Genomic DNA, 16,412 nt, shown 5'->3' with positions numbered 1-16,412 from the left:
CCGCGCACGCCCACAGGTCCCTGACCAGGTCGTCGTAGTCCCGCGGGTCGCTGCGCGTGGTGAAGGCCGCGAACATGGGCGCGAACCTCGCCGAACACGCCAGGCACGCCTCCGCCAGACCACCGCGCGACAGACCCGCGAAATCACCGGCGGTGAGATAGTCCCTCATTATCGGGGCACTCCTCAGGGGTCTTCTCCGAAGGTTATCCGGTTCAGACCCGGCGAATAACCCTCGACGCCCTCCTCGCGCAAGCGGATGAGCGGGTCGGAGAACTCGACGGCGGGCAGTCTCGTGGTGTACTTCATGACGATGATCCCTTTCCCATGGGGTCGCGGAACTGTCTGCCCGGCACTCATTGTACCTCATGGAGGAGGGTGGTCGTCATGTCGATCCCCAGAAATGTGCGCGGACGCCCGTCGAATAACCTTCTTCATGGATAATATTCTGTTTATTTTTGACGACACGACCGACTTCCCGTACGTGGGATTGATTCAGCAGGAGAAGGAGATCAGCGAGTCGCTCGTGAGCATGCCGCTCGATTATTTGCGGCAGAATTATGAGGCGTTCGACGACATTGTGGGCATACTGATGGCATCTCACATCGATGCGGGGCGCGCGTATATCACCGAGGAGAATGAGGCGCCGTTCCTCGAGTTCTCACGATGGCTGCCCGTGACGTACGAGGCGCCGGACCGCCTGAAGCCGGACTCGGGCGGCATATTCGATATGCGCTACGAGACGCTTCGGCGGTGGAGAGAGGGCGGGATCCCGCTTTCTGGTGAATAGATCCCCTTCTGTTCCACCGCCTGCGGACGGGACGTGAAATCATCAGGTCCGCCCCGTGCGTCGTCTGCCGCTGGACGGCTCGCCCTGCAGGAAGTAGAATGCTCGGGTCCGCCCCGGGGGCGAAATATGGTCGGGATGGGAGGGCTCTGCGGGTGCGGGCCCGGGATGGATGGGGGGTATGTCATGGTTATGCCGTCGGTGGGCGGTCCTGAGTCCCACTGGGGGGTGAGCCGGTACCTGGAGTTCCCGTGGCTGAGAGAGGCCAAGGCGGAGACGGCCAGGCTCATGAGGGTGTTCCTGGACGAGGATCCCCGTGAGATCCGCGCGCACGAGGGGGAGTTCCTCGACGTCATGCTCTACATGGGCCTCGTCGTCACCGAAGGCCCGTGCTATTTCAAGGGCGAGGATCTGGAGGTGTGGAGGAGATTCTACGCCTGGGTCCGGACGACCCTCAAGGACATGTACTCCGACGACCCGGATTACATCGATGACTGGATCTACGACTTCGAGGTCCACGTCGAAGGCTGCCCGTAGACCGCCCGCGATTCCAGTGATGGCGGCCGCGGGCGCGACGCGAGGGGCGGAGCGTCAGGCCCGCCGGACGACGAAGTCGACGACGTCGTCGGGCAGCGGCTCCTCCAGGCCGGAGAGCTCCGGGGCGGTCAGCCGCACGGGCGGCAGGAGGATCCGGGTCTCCCAGGCGGTGACGACGCCGTCGTCGACGGCCACCGGCAGGGACAGCTCCAGGCGGACGCGGGCCCGCGCCGCATCCCAGTGGTAGAGCAGCACCCAGGTGCGCGGCCCCCCGCTCGGACGGTCGAAGAGGTCGGGGAGCAGGTCCAGGACGAGCTGGTGGGCGGTCAGGCGGCTCGTGCTCAGGGTCTCGTTGGCCAGGACCTCCTCGATGAAGGTCCGGCCCCGGCCCCGCGCATTGCGCGGCCTGCGCTCGGGGCGGCCCGTCGCCTCGTCGCCCCCGATGGCCCCGATGCTCAGCGTCCCGTCCGGGCTCACCGCCCGCGACGCGTTGAGGACGTCCATCTGCGTCCAGCCCTCGGCGTTCAGGGCCGCGCGCAGCCCGCCGACGATCTCGAACCAGAGCGTGCTGCCGAAGGCCGTCGGCGGCTTCAAGGGGGAGTAGAGGCTCAGGGCCGTGCGGATGCCGTCGGCGCAGGCCCCCGTCAGGAGGGACTCGGACAGGCCCATGCCCGCCAGGGCGGCGTCGGCGTCGGCGCCCGTCAGGACGCCCGTCCTCGTCGGTGAGCAGAGAGCGGGTGCACTCATGGCTCCTCCTGCCTCGATCGCGTGTGCCAGACCGGAAGGTAGCACGCCCCGGCGGACGGGGCCGGAAGCGACGCCCGGCGCGCGACCGGCCCCGCCGACGCCCGGCGCGCAACCGGGGCGCCGCGGGCGTCTTGCGATTCAGGCGCATCGGGACGCGACGGCGCCGGTGGCATAGGCTCAAGACTCCACCGACTCGAGGAGTTCACCGTGCAGTTGCAGTGGTGGTCCGTTCTGCCCTTCGCGGCGATGCTCGCCGGCATCGCCGTCCTGCCGCTCGTGCCCGCCACCTCCCACTGGTGGGAGAGGCGGTTCAGCCAGCTCGCCGTCGCCCTGGTCCTGGGCGTGCCCGTGGCCGTGTGGATGTGGCTGGCCCTGGGATGGCAGGCCGTCTTCGCCTCCGTCGTCGAGTACGGGCAGTTCATCGCCCTGCTCCTGGCCTTGTTCATCGTCTCCGGCGGCATCTTCCTCAAGGGCGACATCGAGGCCACCCCGCGCAACAACACCGCCTTCCTGGCCGTGGGCGCCGTGCTCGCCAGCTTCGTGGGCACCACCGGCGCCGCCATGCTGCTCATCCGCCCGCTGCTCAACACCAACGCCGAGCGCCGCTACCGGGTCCATACGGTGCTGTTCGCCATCTTCATCATCGCCAACTGCGGCGGCCTGCTCACGCCCCTGGGCGACCCGCCCCTCTTCCTCGGCTTCCTGCGCGGCGTGCCCTTCACCTGGACCCTCCACCTGCTGCCCGAATGGCTGTTCGTCAACACCATGCTGCTGGCCGGCTACTTCGCCCTGGACGTCTACTACTACGCGCAGGAGCCCGCCGCCTCCGTCCGCCTGGACCGCGCCGAGATCGAGCCGTTGGGCCTGCGCGGCGCCGCCAATTTCGTGTGGTTCGCCGTCATCATCGCCGCCGTCGCCTTCGCCCCCTCCGTCGACGCCGAGGCCATCGAGGCCGGGCGCGCCACCGCCATGGACTGGGTGCCGCTGCGGGAGATCATCATGCTCGCCGCCGCCCTGTGCTCCTACCGGTTCGGGGACCGGCGCGCCCGCTTCGAGGACAACCAGTTCGAATGGGAGCCCATCGCCGAGGTCGCCACCCTGTTCATCGGCATCTTCCTGACCATGATCCCGGCCCTGCACTACCTCGACGAGGTCGCCCCCTCCCTGCCGCTGAACGAGATCACCTTCTTCACCTTCACCGGCGGGCTGTCCTCGGTGCTGGACAACGCCCCCACCTACGTCACCTTCTTCGAGATGGCCGGGCGGGTCCCCCACCCCGGCGGCGCGGACGTGGCGGGCGTGCCCGAGATCTACCTCGTGTCGGTATCGCTGGGGGCGGTGCTGTGCGGGGCCATCACCTACATCGGCAACGGGCCCAACTTCATGGTCAAGTCCGTGGCCGAGGCCCGGGGCGTGGACATGCCGAGCTTCGGCGGCTACGTCGCCAAGACCCTCATCTACCTGGTGCCGGTCCTGGCCGCCATGGTCTGCCTGTTCATCGCCGAGCCCGTCTGGGCCAGGGCGGCCGGAGCGGTGCTCGCCGCGGCGCTGCTGGCCAACGACGCCCGCCTCATCCGCGCCGGGAGGCGCCTGGCCCTCCAGGATTGAGGGCCGGGTCGGACGACGGCGCCCCGGCGGTGATGGGGCGGCACGCTCGGTGGACGCCCCGGCGGCGGCACGGCGCACGACGGCGTCGGCCACCGCCCCTGGTCGACCCCGCCCCCGTCCGCCACCGCGCTACTGCGACGCGGCCGTCCTCACCCAGGAGATGAAATTGTCCTCGCCGCTGCCGGTCAGCTCGGCCATGGTGTGGCCCTGCCCCCACACGGTCGCGAAGTCCACGTCCTTCCCGGCCATCCGCAGCGCCAGCGCGAGGTTGATCTCCACCGTGCTCGCCGTGTCCCCCTGCTGGATGCCGGTGCGGATGCGCCAGGCGGGGGCGACCGTCGAGGAGGCCCCGCCCCGGGCGGCGGCCAGCAGGTAGGTCATGGGGTTGTACATCTGCTCCCGGATCAGGACGTCGGTGCCCACCGAGTCCGCCTGGGCGAAGTCGGAGTCGTACCCGGCCGAGCCGCAGTCGGACGACCATCCGCTCAGGGCCGCGTACGCCGACTCCCCAGCGGCGACGGCGTCGCGGGAGACCTGCGAGAAGTGCAGCGCCGTCCCACCCGCGCCCAGAACCGTGTTCTCCGTCTGACCCCGGTCGACGCCGTCGAGCGCCCCCACGTCCTTCGAGGCCGACTTCTGCGAGGCGACGAAACCGGCCAGGCCGGTGATCGCGGCCCTGTTCGTCGTCGCGTCGTAGGAGACCCACTCGGCACTCGCGTTGAGGGAGGCGATGTAGTCCTCGACCGTGGCGTAGGTCGTCGAGTCGCTGGCGCCCCCGCCCGAGGGCCCGCCGCTCGGAGCCCCGCCCGACGACGTGCCGCCCTCCGAGGGCCCGCCGCCAGACGGGGCGGTCCCGCCGCCGGGCGCCCCCGTGGGCGGAGTCCCGCCCGGGGCTCCGCCGCCCGACGGTACCCCGCCGTTCGGGGCGCCGCCGGAGCCGCCCCCCGGCTCCATGCCCGCCATCTGCGTCGAGCTCGGCGTGTAGGGGAAGGTCGTGGCGGCCAGGAAGTCGTTGAGGGACTGCTCGATCACCCCCACCACGTGGTCGTAGTAGCTGCCGGCCAGGTACACGCCGTCGGAGGACTCCTCCAGGGTCAGCGCCCTGCCGTCGCCGTCGACGAGCCCGACACCGTTGACCCAGGTCGCGTAGGCGGCGGCCAGGTCCTTGGAGTGGGCCCCGGTCCACGTGCCCGGGGCGCGCGTGCCGGTGGAGGAGAACTGGCCCATGTTCCACTCGTAGGCGGCGTTGGCCTCGTTCAGGCTCGTGATCGGGCACCAGCACATGGCGCCGGCGACGGCGTCGGACAGGGCGGCGCCGTCGGGACTCGTAGTGGCGGCGCCCAGGGCGGTCAGGTAGGGCGTGTAAAGGTCGGAGTCGCCCGAGGCGCCCATGACGGCGGACTGGGCGCCGCCGCCGGAGTGCCCGAAGACGTACACCTGCTCGGCGTCTCCCGGCAGCGAGGCGGCGTTGTAGCGCAGGAAGCGCACGGCGGCCTTGAGATCGGTCACGCCCCACGGGGCGTTGCCGGCGGCGGACTCGGTGGTCGAGTCCTTGCCGCGCAGCCCGGCGTGGACGTAGATGAGCCCCGCCTTCATGTAGGGGGCCACCGTGTCGGAGAAGTACTCGGTCAGCGGCTTCTGGGCCGAGTAGCCGGGGGTGTTGACCGGCAGCACGAAGGGCGCGGTGGCGCCCGTGTAGTCGCCCGCGGCACCGCTCGGGGCGGGCGCGAGGGTGAAGGTGCCGTCGCCGTTGTCCGTGGCGGAGACGTAGGCGCCGGGGACGAAGATGGACAGGGTCTCGTAGCCGGCGTCCTGCGGGGTCGCGGCGTAGGACAGGCCGATCTGGTAGTAGACGTCGGCGTCGGCGTCATGGGACCAGGCGGCGGTGTTCAGGGCCAGCGAGGTGTTCGTGGGGGTCAGGGCCGCGGTGGCGCCCGCGGACGAGGAGGCGCCGCCGGTGCCGCCGGAGCAGGCGGCGACGGCTCCCAGGATCGCGGCGAGGGGGATGGTCCGAAGGACGAGGCGTCGGGAGACGGTCATGGCGGTCCTTTCTGCGGGTCCGAGCTTTTCGGTCGGCTGGTCTGCGGGTCCGGGCTCTTCCGGCTGGTCGGAGTCTGCGCGGGCGCCGTGGGCGCCGTCGATGCGCCTCGTGTGGATCGCCTGTGAGACGCGGCAGCCGCCCGGGCTCTCATCGGGAGTGGTGGAGACGATCGGGCGGGGCCGGTCGAAGCCGTCACCGGGAACCGTGGGAGCCTGCGGGCCGCACCGGGGTCGGATTCTGGCGCCCTGGGAGGATCGTTCGCGCCGGCACCCCGGGCGGCCTCGGCGTTTTCCGCATGATTCCGCGGTTCCGGTGGCGGCATGATCGGGTGCGGGGCGGAACGATCCTCCCGGGGCGCCATTTCTCGCTCCGCGGGTCCACGAGGGCTGAAACATGAGTCTGATGAGACGCATGGGGCGCCTGGGGCTTGGTCGGGGGCGTTCTGCGCGATCTGGAGCCGGGGCAGTTCGACGACGACGGATCCGCAGCCACGGTCGCCCACCAAGCGTCCGCCCCCGCCGTCGTCGAGTGCCTCGTCACCGCACCCGCCCACCGGCGCCGCGCCCCGCCGGGGCACCCCGATTCCCGTGAGCGCGCAGGTTCCCAGTCGAACGCGCGCCTCCCACCTGCGCGTTCGACTGGGAACCTGCGCGCTCACGGAAGGGCGGCGGGACAGGGCGAGGGTCAGCGGGCGCCCGGCGCGGTGACGAAGTCGATGAGTTCCTCCATGCGGCCCAGCAGGGCGGGCTCCAGGTCCTTGTAGTTGCGCACCGTCGCCAGGATCCGCCGCCAGCCGCGGGCGACGTCGGCCCGGGTGGCGTGCGGCCAGCCCAGCGCCTGAAGGGTGCCGTGCTTGATGTCGGTGCCCCGCGGCACCTCCGGCCAGGAGCGCAGCCCCACCCGCTCGGGCTTGACCGCCTGCCACACGTCCACGTACGGGTGGCCCAGGACGAGCACGTTCTCGCCGCCGGGCATCCGCGCCACCCGCTCGGCGATGCGCGACTCCTTCGAGCCGGCCACCAGGTGGTCGACCAGCACGCCCGCCCGCCGCTCCGGCGCCGGGCCGAACTGCGCCATGACCTCCTCGAGGTTGTCCACGCCGTCGAGCATGAGGACCACGACCCCCTCGTGGCGCAGGTCGTCGCCCCAGACCTTCTCCACCAGCTCGGCGTCGTGCCCGCCCTCGACCCAGATGCGCGAGGCGCGGGCGACCTTCGCCGCCTCGCCCTCGACCGCGTAGGAGCCCGACGCCGTCACCCGGCGCCCGCCGTGGCCGACCGGTCCGGCGCCGGGCCCGGGCGCGGCCCGCGGCGGGTCGAGGACCACGGGCCGCCCGTCGATCCAGAAGCCCGGCCCCAGCGGGAAGCCGCGGCGCGCCCCGCGGCGGTCCTCCAGGACGACGATGCGGCGCCCCCCGGACTTCTCCGCGGCGACGACGGCCCCCACGAAGCCGGTCTGGCGGTCCTCGACGACGAGCCCCCGGCGGACGGGCACGCGTACGGACTCGGGCCGGATCGCATTGGGGCCCACCCGGTGCGGGTCGACGGCCAGGACGTCGCCGCCGTAGCGGTCGGCGGCGGAGGGCCGGGCCGACGGGGCCGGCGAGGACCGGGCCGTCGAGGGGGAGGCCGGCGGCGGGGCGGGCCGACGGCGCGGCACCGCGCCTTCCGCGCCGGCCTCCTCCGCGCCGGCCGCCCGGGCCTCCCGCTCGGCCCGGGCGCGCAGGGCGGCGCGGCGCGCGGCGGTGGAGCCGGGGACCACCCGGCGACGGGTCTGGGGCGTGTTCACCCTGGGCACGGTAGGGGAAGGTCACGTCGCAGTGGCGGCAGACCCGCCGCGCCCGGCGTAGGATGGCACTCACGCCCCGCGAGTGCTAACCGCCGGCGGGGACGGCGCCGGCTTCAGCAGCGCGAGAGAGGGGAGGCGACCGCCATGGCAGACGACCGTCGCCTCAAGGTCCTCTCCGCCATCGTCACCGACTACGTGCGCACCCGCGAACCGGTGGGCTCGCGCGCCCTGGTCGAGCGCTACCGCCTGGGCGTCTCCCCGGCCACCATCCGCAACGACATGGCGGTCCTGGAGGACGAGGGCTACATCCACCAGCCGCACACGAGCGCCGGACGCGTGCCCACCGAGAAGGGCTACCGGCTCTTCGTCGACCAGATCGCCCGCATCAAGCCGCTGTCCGCCCCCGAGCGCGCCGCCATCACCACGCTGCTGACCGGCGAGGCCGACCTGGAGCAGGTGGTGGCGCGCGCCGTGCGGGTCCTGGCCCGGCTCACCGGCCAGCTCGCCGTCGTCGAGTACCCCAGCCTGCGCCTGACGGCGCTGCGCCACCTCGAGCTCGTGGCCCTGGGGCCCACGCGCGTCCTGCTGGTCATCATCACGGACACCGGGCGCGTGGAGCAGCGCACCGTCGTCCTGAGCGGGGAGGGCGCCGACGTCGTCGACCCTCTCGCCCTGGAGCGGCTGCGCCTGCGGCTCAACTCCGCCCTGGTGGGGCGCCGGGCCGCCGAGGCGGTGCCGATCCTGGCGGCCCTGTCGCGACAGGCGCCGGTCGAGGAGCGCACTCTCCTGGCGGCCGTCACCAGCGTGCTCCTCGACGCCCTGCGGCCCGACGCCGAGGAGCGCTTCGTCGTGGCCGGCACCGCGAACCTGGCCCGCTCCACACCCGACTTCTCCGCCCTGGGCGCGCTCCTGGACGCCATCGAGGAGCAGGTCGTCCTGCTGCGCCTGCTCGCCGACGCCGCCGCGGAGGGCGCCAGGCCCCCGGGCGCGCCCGACGGCATGCGCGTGTCCATCGGCAGCGAGAACCGCGACGACGCCCTGGCGGAGGCGAGTGTCGTGACCGCCGCCTACGGGCCGGGCGGGGGCGACGCCGTCGCCCACCTGGGGGTCATCGGCCCCACCCGCATGGACTACCCCGCGACCATGGCGGTGGTGCGCGCCGTCGCCCGCTACCTCTCGCGGTTCCTCGCCGGCCCGGGGGAGGCCCCCGCCTGACCGGCGCCCGCAGCCGCACCGCCCCATCAAGCATCCCAGCCAGTTACGTAAGGACGAGCCCCACCAGTGAGCGACTACTACGAGGTGCTCGGCGTCAGCCGCCAGGCCAGCGCCGAGGAGATCAAGAAGGCCTACCGCAGGAAGGCGCGCCGGCTGCACCCCGACATCGCCGGCCCCGGCCACGAGGAGGAGTTCAAGGAGGTCGCGACCGCCTACGAGGTCCTGTCCGACTCCGAGAAGCGCCAGATGTACGACCTGGGCGGCCCCGAGGCCGTCTCCGGCGGCGCCGGGGGCTTCGGCGGCGGGTTCAGCGGGGACTTCGCCGACCTGGGCGGCATCTTCCAGACGTTCTTCGGCGGCGCCGCCGCGCGCGGGCCGGTCTCGCGCGCCCGGCGCGGCCAGGACGCCATGACCGCGGTCGACGTGACCCTGGCCGACGTCGCCTTCGGCGCCCGCAAGACCGTCACCGTGGACACCTACGTCACGTGCGCGACCTGCGAGGGCTCCTGCTGCGCGCCCGGCACCGAGCCGGTCACCTGCTCCCAGTGCAACGGCCAGGGCTCCATCCAGCGGGTCCAGCGCTCCTTCCTCGGCAATGTCATGACCAGCGCGCCGTGCCCGGCCTGCCGCGGATTCGGCACTGTGATCGTCACCCCCTGCAAGGACTGCGACGGCGAGGGCCGCGAGCACGTGCGCAGGGACATCGAGGTGGAGGTGCCCGCGGGCGTGGCCGAGGGCACCCGCATCCGCCTGTCCGGCCGCGGCGAGGCCGGGGTCGCGGGCGGGCCCAACGGCGACCTGTACGTGGTGGTCCAGGAGGTCGAGCACCCCACCTTGCAGCGCGACGGCGACGACCTGTTCACCGAGTTGCGCGTGCCCATGACCGCCGCGGCGCTGGGCGCCTCCTTCGAGGTCGAGACCCTCGATGGCGAGCGGACCGTCTCGGTGCGCGCCGGAACCCAGTCCGGCGACAGCATCCGCCTGGGCGGCCTGGGCGTGGGGCGCCTGCGCCGGCCCGGGCGCGGCGACCTGCACGTGTCGATCGTGGTGGAGACGCCGACGAGGCTCACCGAGCGCGAGAGGGAGCTGCTGACCGAGCTGGCGGTGCTGCGCGGCGAGGACGGCCATGCGCCGGCCGAGGCCGACAGCCTCTTCGACCGCATCACCGGCAAGCACAAGAAGCGCCGCTGACCGGGCGCTGCGGGGCGCTCGGGGCGCGGCCCGGCAGCGTCCGGCGGCGGGTCGGGGCTGCGCCCCGCGCCCCGGAGCCCCGGCCCGCCGCCGGGCCTCAGCGCCCCGGCCAGTAGTGGGAGTCCGGGGTGGGGCGGGCGCCGAAGATGGCCTGGCCCACGCGCACGCAGGTCGACCCGCCCTCGATGGCCAGCTCGAAGTCGCCGCTCATGCCCATGGACAGCCCGCCGTCGCCGACCGTGCCCGCCTCCAGGCCGGCGTCGCGCAGGGAGCGCATGAGGCGGAAGCACTCGCGGATGCGGTCCTGGTCGTCGGTGTGCGCGGCCAGGGTCATGAGCCCGCGCACCCGCAGGGAGGAGCAGGCGCCCAGGTCGGCGAGGAAGCCGGCCACATCGTCGGGGGCGAGCCCGAACTTGGAGGCCTCGCCCGAGGAGTTGACCTGCACGTACACGTCCAGGCCGCGCCCGGCGGCCTGCAGCCGGCGGTCGAGGGCCTCGGCCACGCGCAGGGAGTCCAGGGCCTGGAACTCGTGGGCGAAGGCGGCCACGTCCTTGGCCTTGTTGGTCTGCAGGTGCCCGATCATGGCCCAGTGGATGCCGAGGTCGGCCAGGTTCTGTGCCTTGCGGGCGGCCTCCTGGACCTTGTTCTCGCCCATCTGCGTGATGCCGGCGGCGTGGGCGGCGCGCAGCCGCTCCTCGGACACCGTCTTGGTCACGGGCAGCAGCCGGATCTGCGAGGCGTCCCGTCCGGCGCGCGCGGCGGCGGCGTCGATGCGGGCGCGCACGGCCGCCAGGTTCGCGGCGATCTGCGCGGCCGTCTCGGCGTGGGCCGGGAAGGCGCCCGACGGCGCCGCGGAGCCGGGAGCGGTGGGAGCGGGGGAGGACTGCGGGGCTGGTTGCGGGACGGGCTCGGAATCGGTCATGACACTGGACGCTAGCACCGGCGCGCCCGCGCGGTCGGGCGCGTTCGCAGGGTGGCCCGCGACTTGGTCGCGACCCGGCTCGACCCGGCCAGATCGCGACCCGGCTCGACCCGGCTCGACCGTAGGCTGGGGCCGTGACCGCCCCCGTCTTCATCCTCACCAGCGACACCCTCGAGCCCGCCGGCGCGGCCGCGCGCGCCGACGCCGGCGACGTCCTGACCCTGACGGGCCCCGAGGCGCGCCACGCGGTGAGCGTGCGCCGGCTGCGGACCGGCGAGCGGGTGGACCTGGTCGACGGCGCCGGGCTGCGGCTGGTGTGCGAGGCGATGCGTCCCGGCGCGCCCGCCGTCAGGGAGGGCCCGGGCTGGCCCGACCGTTCGGACCACTCGGGTCCTGGCCGCCCGGGCGGCCCCGATCGCCGGGGTCGGCCCGACCGCCCGGACCGCCCCAGGCGATCGGGCGGTTCGGACCGCCTGACCGTGCGGGTCCTGGAGCGGGTGGAGGAGCCCGAGCCGCCCGTGCGACTGGCCCTCGTCCAGGCGCCGGCCAAGGGCGGTCGCGACGAGCAGGCGGTGGAGACCGCCACGGAGGTCGGTGTCGACCTCGTCGTGCCGTGGCGGGCCGGCCGGTGCGTGTCCGTGTGGAGCGGGCCCCGGGCGGCCAGGGGCCGCGCCCGCTGGGAGGCGACCGCCCGCGAGGCCGCCAAGCAGGCCCGGCGCGCCCGGGTGCCGCGGGTCGAGTCGGACCGCTCCACGCGCGAGCTCGCCGCCTGGGTGCGCGGGGTGACGGATGCCGGGGGAGCGGTGCTCGTCCTCCACGAGGAGGCGGGGACACCCATTGGCGCGGCGGCCCTGCCGGAGCCGGGCGGCGGGATGTCGCCGGTCCTCGCCGTCGTCGTCGGCCCCGAGGGCGGCATCGGCGAGGAGGAGGTGGCGGCCCTGGAGGGGGTCGGGGCGAGGGCGGTGCGGCTGGGGCCGCACGTCATGCGCACGGCCAGCGCCGGACCGGTCGCGCTGGCCCTCCTCGCCGAGCGGGCGGGGCTGTGGGGCTGAGGGCGACGGCTCGGCCCGAGGAGATTTCTAGCATGGCGCTCGTGAACACCGATCTCGTGAGCAACGACCTGAACTTCTACGCCCTGGTGTCCGGGCCGGTCCCCAGCCCCTTCCGGAACCGGCGCGGCAGGCGCTCCCTCCTGGACGTGCTCCTTCGGCGGCGGCGCGACAGCGGCCTCCCCCTGGACATGGTGCCCCTGAGCGTCGTCGACCTCGGGGTGCTGCACGTGCCCTCCGGGCGCCTCGAGGCCTGCGACCCCTTCGTCACCCTTGGCCGCGACATCGTCTTCGCCGTCGAGCCGGGCGACTACCCGGTCAAGGCCACCGTCGCCGACATCTCCAAGGAGCACGACGGCTCCCATGAGCGCAATGCGTACCTGTCCCTCGTGCTGGCCGACGGCGAGCCGGCCGCCGTCGAACCGGCGCGGCGGGCCATGGGCCGGGAGGGGGCCGTGTGCGTGGACGCGGGCACGGTCGCCTTCGTCGATCGCGTGGCCGCCGTCGCCATGTCGGCCCTGGCCGACGGCGCCAACCTCTACGACGAGTTCGAGCCCGAGCCCTGGTGCGGCCCCCTGGACTCGCCCGATCACTACCGGGAGGGGATGGCCAATATCGTCATGCCCCTGGACGGGGCGGGGGAGAACATCATCATGGCGTCGTCCGGCTGGGGCGACGGCGTCTACCCGGTCATGCTCACCCGCGGCACCGACGGCGCCCCGCTGGGCCTGCACATCGACCTGGGCGTGGTGGGCGGGTTCGCCAGCGAGGACGAGGAGGAGTGAAGCCCGCCGGTGGTCGTCGGGGGCGCTAGGACCGCAGTGGGCGCCGGGGGCGCCGGAGACACCGGGGGGAGCGCCCGGCGGGGACTCGCCTAGCATGGCGCCCGTGAACAACGATCTCATGAGCAGCTCCCTGAACTTCTACGCCCTCGTGTCCGGCCCGGTCCCCAGCCCGTTCGAGGAGGACGATGAGTACTCACCCGCGGACACGGTGCCCCTGAGCGTCGTCGACCTCGGGGTGCTGCGCGTGCCCTCGGGGCGCGTCGAGGCCTGCGACCCCTTCGTCACCCTCGGCGACGGCCCGGTCTTCGAGGTCGAGCCGGGCGACTACCCGGTCAGGGTCACCGTCGCCGACGTCGAGGCGTACCTGTCCCTCGTGCTGGCCGACGGCGAGCCAGCCTCTGTCGAGGCGGCTCAGCCGGTGCGGGGCCGGGGAATCGTGTGCGTGGACGCGGGCGCGGTCGCCTTCGTCGATCACGACGCCGTCGCCACCGCCATGCCGCCGCAGGACGACTGGTACGACGTCTTCGACTCCGGTGAGCCGGACTCCTGGTTCTCCCTCATGGACTCGCCCGATCACTACCGGAGGGGGGCGGCCAATATCGTCATGCCGCGGGCGGGGGCGGGGGAGAACGTCGTCCTGTCGTACTCCGGCTGGGGCGACGGCGTCTACCCGGTCATGCTCACCCGCGACGCCGACGGCGCCCCGCTGGGCCTGCACATCGACCTGGGGGTGGTGGGCGAGTTCGCCAGCGAGGACGAGGAGGACGACGAGGACGAGTGAGGTCCGCCGGTCTTCAGTCGTCGAAGTCGAAGTCCTCGGCGTCAGCCTCGACGACCAGGGCGGTGATGGCCCGCGGGTCGGTGAGGTAGGGGGTCAGGGCGTGGGCGAGGCGCTCCATGGCGGGGCGCGGCCCGTAGGCGCAGAACATGCCGCCCTCGGGGTCGGTGTCCGGCTCGTCGAGCTCGCCCTTCTCGACGAGCCTGCGCACGACGCCCTCCCAGAAGTACCCGTTGGGCTCGTGGCCGAGGGACGCGACGACGTCGGCCGTGGCGGGGGCGGCGGCGTCGAAGAAGCAGGAGGTGGAGCCCGTGTCCTCGGAGCCGAGCAGGCGGATGAAGTCGGGGGTCGTCGGAGTGGTCATGGCGGCCTTCCGGTCGGTGATCGGATGCGGGGCTCCTCCTGGAGGGGGTTCAGGGCCGGGTGGATGCCGGTGCGCCTACGTTAGCGCCGTCGTCCGACTCCTTCGCGCCCCGGGGGTGGTCCCGGACCGGCCGGACCCGCCGGCTCGTACCGGTCCGGATCGCCGGTCACCGCATTCCCAAGCTCTTCACAGGTCGAATGTGGCGGTCCCCAAGGTCCGTCGGGTTATATATGAATCACCGCCGGACGGACGGGGGTCGCGAGGGTTGGGGAACTCGATGACCGCCCTCGTCCGAGATGACCCAGGGTCCAGGGAGCCCCGGGCCGATCGCTCCGGCGAAGGAGGGAGACTCCCCAGTTGGGACCTGGGAGCGAGCCCCTCGACGACAAGGGCCCGCGGGCCGGGAGAGACAACCCGGTGCCGTGGGCCATGTCATGTCCGCGGTCCCCGCCGTCGGGGCGGCGGTCGTCCCCGCGGGCCCGGGTCGGGGCCGGCCGGGTCAGGGCGTGAAGTCCTGGAACTTCCGGGGGCGCGTGATTCCGCGCGCCAGTATCTCGTTGTCCCTCAGAATCGGTTCGACGCGGGCGCCGAGCCAGTCCTTCTCCTGGCCGTTGCCCGCGAGCAGGATGTGGATGAGGACGAGAGTCTGGTAGACGGACCGGTTCTCGAAGGTCCGGTACTGGCGCTTGATCCTGCTCGCCGTCTTCGGGGTGAGGGACGGGGCCGCGAGGACGGAGTGGTTCCAGATCCTCGCCGCATGGGCGCACCGGTTGCGCAGGTAGACCAGGGCCCTCGTCTGCGAGGCGATCTGCGCGCGTCCCGTCCCGATCCTGCCGGCCACCGTATCGCGGACCGCGGTGCGCCCGGACGCCTCCAGGCACCGGGACAGCGTGCCGAATGAGCAGGCCTGCACCGCGACCCAGGCCGGCATCCGCTCATAGGCGTCGGGAAGGAATCCGCCGCGCCCGTCGCTCCTGCTGCTGTCGCGATAGCGGTCGACGAAGGGCTCCCTGCTCCGGTTCAGGTCCCGGAGCAGGGCCTCCTGCGCGCTCGGACCGGTCGCCGACGGCGGGGGCGGGGTGAAGGCGTCGTCGGCCGTGAGAAGGCGGCAGGGGCCGACGATCTGCCCGAAGGCGTGCGCGAACTGGGTGCGGAGAACCAGCTCCAGGCGGCGCAGCGCGGCGATCGCGACGTCTGCGAGCATCGTCTCACCCGCGTACACCCCGCGGACGGTCTCGAAGGACGCCCCGTCGACGAAGGTCTTGTCCCCGCGCTCCGGATCCCGCTGCCAGTAGCGGAGGTACTCGGATAAGCGGTAGTAGCCGACCTGCTTGAGCAGGCGCTTGGCCGCCTCCGGGTCCCGGATGCGCAGGCCGCGCTCCGCGAGGAGCGCCACCTGCTCGTCGAAGCTGCACCATCGCTTGCCCATGGAGTCTCCCCGGAACGGAAAGGCCCCGACCATTTGAGGGTTATAGGCGTGGATGTGTTGCTCAAGTTCCGGTTTTCCGTTGTGATGGTGGGGTGAAGTCGGGTTCTTCATGGTGTCGGCGGTTGATCCGGGATGGTGCTTGACATCCTCGGCTGATCGTGTAGCCCATGAGGGCCCGATCAGTCAGAGCCAGGACCTGCCCGGTGTGCCGCGATCCGATGAGGAAGCACGGGCGCACCGCGTCCGGATCTCAGCGCTGGAGATGCACCGCGTGCAACCTGACCACCACCGCGCCGCGAGCAGTCCCACCGGCCAGGACCGAGCAGGCGACCCTGGGCGAGTTCATCGCCTGGGCGACCTCCAAGGGCACCCAGGCCGACCAACCGGGCGGAGCACGCGCCTTCCGCCGCCGCACCGCCTGGTGCTGGCGGGTCCCCGTGCCCCGCCCACCCGTCACGGGCGAGGTGCACGCCCAGATCTTCATCGATGGACTCCACCTGGCCGGCGGGTGGACCCTCCTGGTGGCCAGGAGCACCGCGCACGTGATCGCCTGGCAGTGGGCCGCCGGCGAGAGCGCCGCCGCCTATACCGCCCTGCTGCAGGACCTGGCTCCGCCGGACCTGGTCACCACCGACGGGGCGGGCGGAGCCCTCAAGGCACTGCGCGAGCTATGGCCCCGCACACCCGTGCAGCGCTGCCTGATCCACGTCCACCGCGACACCGTGCGCGACCTGACCCTCCACCCCCGTACCACCCAGGGCCGCGCCCTGCTGGGACTGTCGCGCAAGCTCCTGACCATCACCACCACCGACCAGGCCGCCCACTGGCTGACCGCGCTCAACGACTACGCCACCGAGTACCGCACCTGGCTCAACCAGCGCACCACCGCCCAGGACGACCCCGCCACCGCGGCCGCCACCGGCAGGAAGTGGTGGTACACCCCCCCCCGCACCCGCCGCGCCCACAGACGCCTGGAGCGTCTGGCCAAGCAGGGAACTCTGTTCGCCTACCTGACCGGCCCCGCGGGCGAGCCCCGCCACACGCCCCTGGAGCGCACCACCAACCCCGTCGAAGCCATCAACGCCCAGGTCCGCGCCACCCTGCGCCACCACCGCGGAGCCGGCCCCGACCACCAGGCCGCGATCATCGACTGGACCCTCGCCCGGCTCACCGA

At 72.9% G+C, this 16,412-nt stretch carries 16 protein-coding genes; 9 read left to right on the top strand and 7 right to left on the bottom strand.

What is annotated here, in order from left to right:
* Positions 1 to 183: 183 nt before the first annotated feature.
* Positions 184 to 306 carry a hypothetical protein gene (locus G446_RS21395; protein WP_281170235.1) on the bottom strand — a complete coding sequence of 41 codons (123 nt, stop codon included), beginning with the start codon at positions 304 to 306 and terminating at the stop codon, positions 184 to 186.
* Positions 307 to 433: 127 nt separating this feature from the next.
* Between G446_RS21395 and G446_RS18990 the strand changes: the two genes are divergently transcribed.
* Together G446_RS18990 and G446_RS0114585 are read left to right on the top strand one after the other, a co-directional pair.
* On the top strand, positions 434 to 787 hold the full coding sequence (locus G446_RS18990; RefSeq protein ID WP_156916713.1) for a hypothetical protein: 354 nt from the start codon (positions 434 to 436) through the stop codon (positions 785 to 787).
* A 225-nt stretch (positions 788 to 1,012) separates the two neighbouring features.
* Positions 1,013 to 1,321, top strand: a complete 309-nt coding sequence (locus G446_RS0114585; protein WP_156916712.1) for a hypothetical protein — start codon at positions 1,013 to 1,015, stop codon at positions 1,319 to 1,321.
* A 54-nt stretch (positions 1,322 to 1,375) separates the two neighbouring features.
* Here the strand turns inward: G446_RS0114585 and G446_RS0114580 are convergent, their stop codons facing one another.
* On the bottom strand, positions 1,376 to 2,068 hold the full coding sequence (locus G446_RS0114580; protein ID WP_026410682.1) for a hypothetical protein: 693 nt from the start codon (positions 2,066 to 2,068) through the stop codon (positions 1,376 to 1,378).
* Positions 2,069 to 2,275: 207 nt separating this feature from the next.
* On the opposite strand from G446_RS0114580, the gene G446_RS0114575 reads away from it, so the two are divergent.
* Positions 2,276 to 3,676 carry a sodium:proton antiporter gene (locus G446_RS0114575; RefSeq protein ID WP_026410681.1) on the top strand — a complete coding sequence of 467 codons (1,401 nt, stop codon included), beginning with the start codon at positions 2,276 to 2,278 and terminating at the stop codon, positions 3,674 to 3,676.
* 129 nt (positions 3,677 to 3,805) lie between these two features.
* On the opposite strand, the gene G446_RS0114570 is transcribed toward G446_RS0114575, so the two are convergent.
* Together G446_RS0114570 and G446_RS0114565 are read right to left on the bottom strand one after the other, a co-directional pair.
* Complete coding sequence (locus G446_RS0114570) at positions 3,806 to 5,716, bottom strand: subtype A tannase (RefSeq protein ID WP_026410680.1); 1,911 nt, start codon at positions 5,714 to 5,716, stop codon at positions 3,806 to 3,808.
* Between the two features lie 685 nt (positions 5,717 to 6,401).
* Complete coding sequence (locus G446_RS0114565; RefSeq protein WP_026410679.1) at positions 6,402 to 7,514, bottom strand: DUF3097 domain-containing protein; 1,113 nt, start codon at positions 7,512 to 7,514, stop codon at positions 6,402 to 6,404.
* A 135-nt stretch (positions 7,515 to 7,649) separates the two neighbouring features.
* On the opposite strand from G446_RS0114565, the gene hrcA reads away from it, so the two are divergent.
* Entirely contained in the window at positions 7,650 to 8,720 is a 1,071-nt protein-coding gene (gene hrcA, locus G446_RS0114560) for a heat-inducible transcriptional repressor HrcA (protein WP_026410678.1), read from the top strand.
* Between the two features lie 66 nt (positions 8,721 to 8,786).
* Positions 8,787 to 9,911: a molecular chaperone DnaJ gene (gene dnaJ / locus G446_RS0114555; protein ID WP_026410677.1), complete on the top strand. Its 1,125-nt coding sequence runs from the start codon at positions 8,787 to 8,789 to the stop codon at positions 9,909 to 9,911.
* Positions 9,912 to 10,008: 97 nt separating this feature from the next.
* Here the strand turns inward: dnaJ and G446_RS0114550 are convergent, their stop codons facing one another.
* A complete protein-coding gene (locus G446_RS0114550; protein ID WP_026410676.1) occupies positions 10,009 to 10,833 on the bottom strand; it encodes a YggS family pyridoxal phosphate-dependent enzyme in 825 nt (274 codons plus the stop codon).
* Positions 10,834 to 10,967: 134 nt separating this feature from the next.
* Here G446_RS0114550 and G446_RS0114545 point away from each other — a divergent pair, with 134 nt between their 5' ends.
* The 3 genes from G446_RS0114545 (at position 10,968) to G446_RS0114535 (ending at position 13,448) form a co-directional block, all read left to right on the top strand.
* Positions 10,968 to 11,885, top strand: coding sequence for a 16S rRNA (uracil(1498)-N(3))-methyltransferase (locus G446_RS0114545; RefSeq protein WP_026410675.1), 918 nt, complete (start codon positions 10,968 to 10,970; stop codon positions 11,883 to 11,885).
* Positions 11,886 to 11,926: 41 nt separating this feature from the next.
* On the top strand, positions 11,927 to 12,667 hold the full coding sequence (locus tag G446_RS18985; RefSeq protein WP_169721306.1) for a DUF4241 domain-containing protein: 741 nt from the start codon (positions 11,927 to 11,929) through the stop codon (positions 12,665 to 12,667).
* Between the two features lie 103 nt (positions 12,668 to 12,770).
* Positions 12,771 to 13,448, top strand: coding sequence for a DUF4241 domain-containing protein (locus G446_RS0114535; protein ID WP_026410673.1), 678 nt, complete (start codon positions 12,771 to 12,773; stop codon positions 13,446 to 13,448).
* Between the two features lie 13 nt (positions 13,449 to 13,461).
* Here G446_RS0114535 and G446_RS18355 read toward each other — a convergent pair whose 3' ends face one another.
* Both G446_RS18355 and G446_RS0114525 read right to left on the bottom strand, forming a co-directional pair.
* Positions 13,462 to 13,809: an Imm51 family immunity protein gene (locus tag G446_RS18355; RefSeq protein ID WP_084779284.1), complete on the bottom strand. Its 348-nt coding sequence runs from the start codon at positions 13,807 to 13,809 to the stop codon at positions 13,462 to 13,464.
* A gap of 499 nt (positions 13,810 to 14,308) precedes the next feature.
* Entirely contained in the window at positions 14,309 to 15,238 is a 930-nt protein-coding gene (locus G446_RS0114525) for an Abi family protein (RefSeq protein ID WP_034471047.1), read from the bottom strand.
* Positions 15,239 to 15,405: 167 nt separating this feature from the next.
* Between G446_RS0114525 and G446_RS0114520 the strand changes: the two genes are divergently transcribed.
* Positions 15,406 to 16,412: IS1249 family transposase (locus G446_RS0114520; protein ID WP_156916711.1), on the top strand; the 1,007-nt coding region annotated here is incomplete at its 3' end.

Origin of the sequence: Actinomyces dentalis DSM 19115 (assembly GCF_000429225.1) — a bacterium.
Taxonomy (GTDB): Bacteria; Actinomycetota; Actinomycetes; order Actinomycetales; family Actinomycetaceae; genus Actinomyces; species Actinomyces dentalis.
Note: the sequence above shows the minus strand (reverse complement) of the source record. Positions and strands in the feature narration are given on the sequence as shown.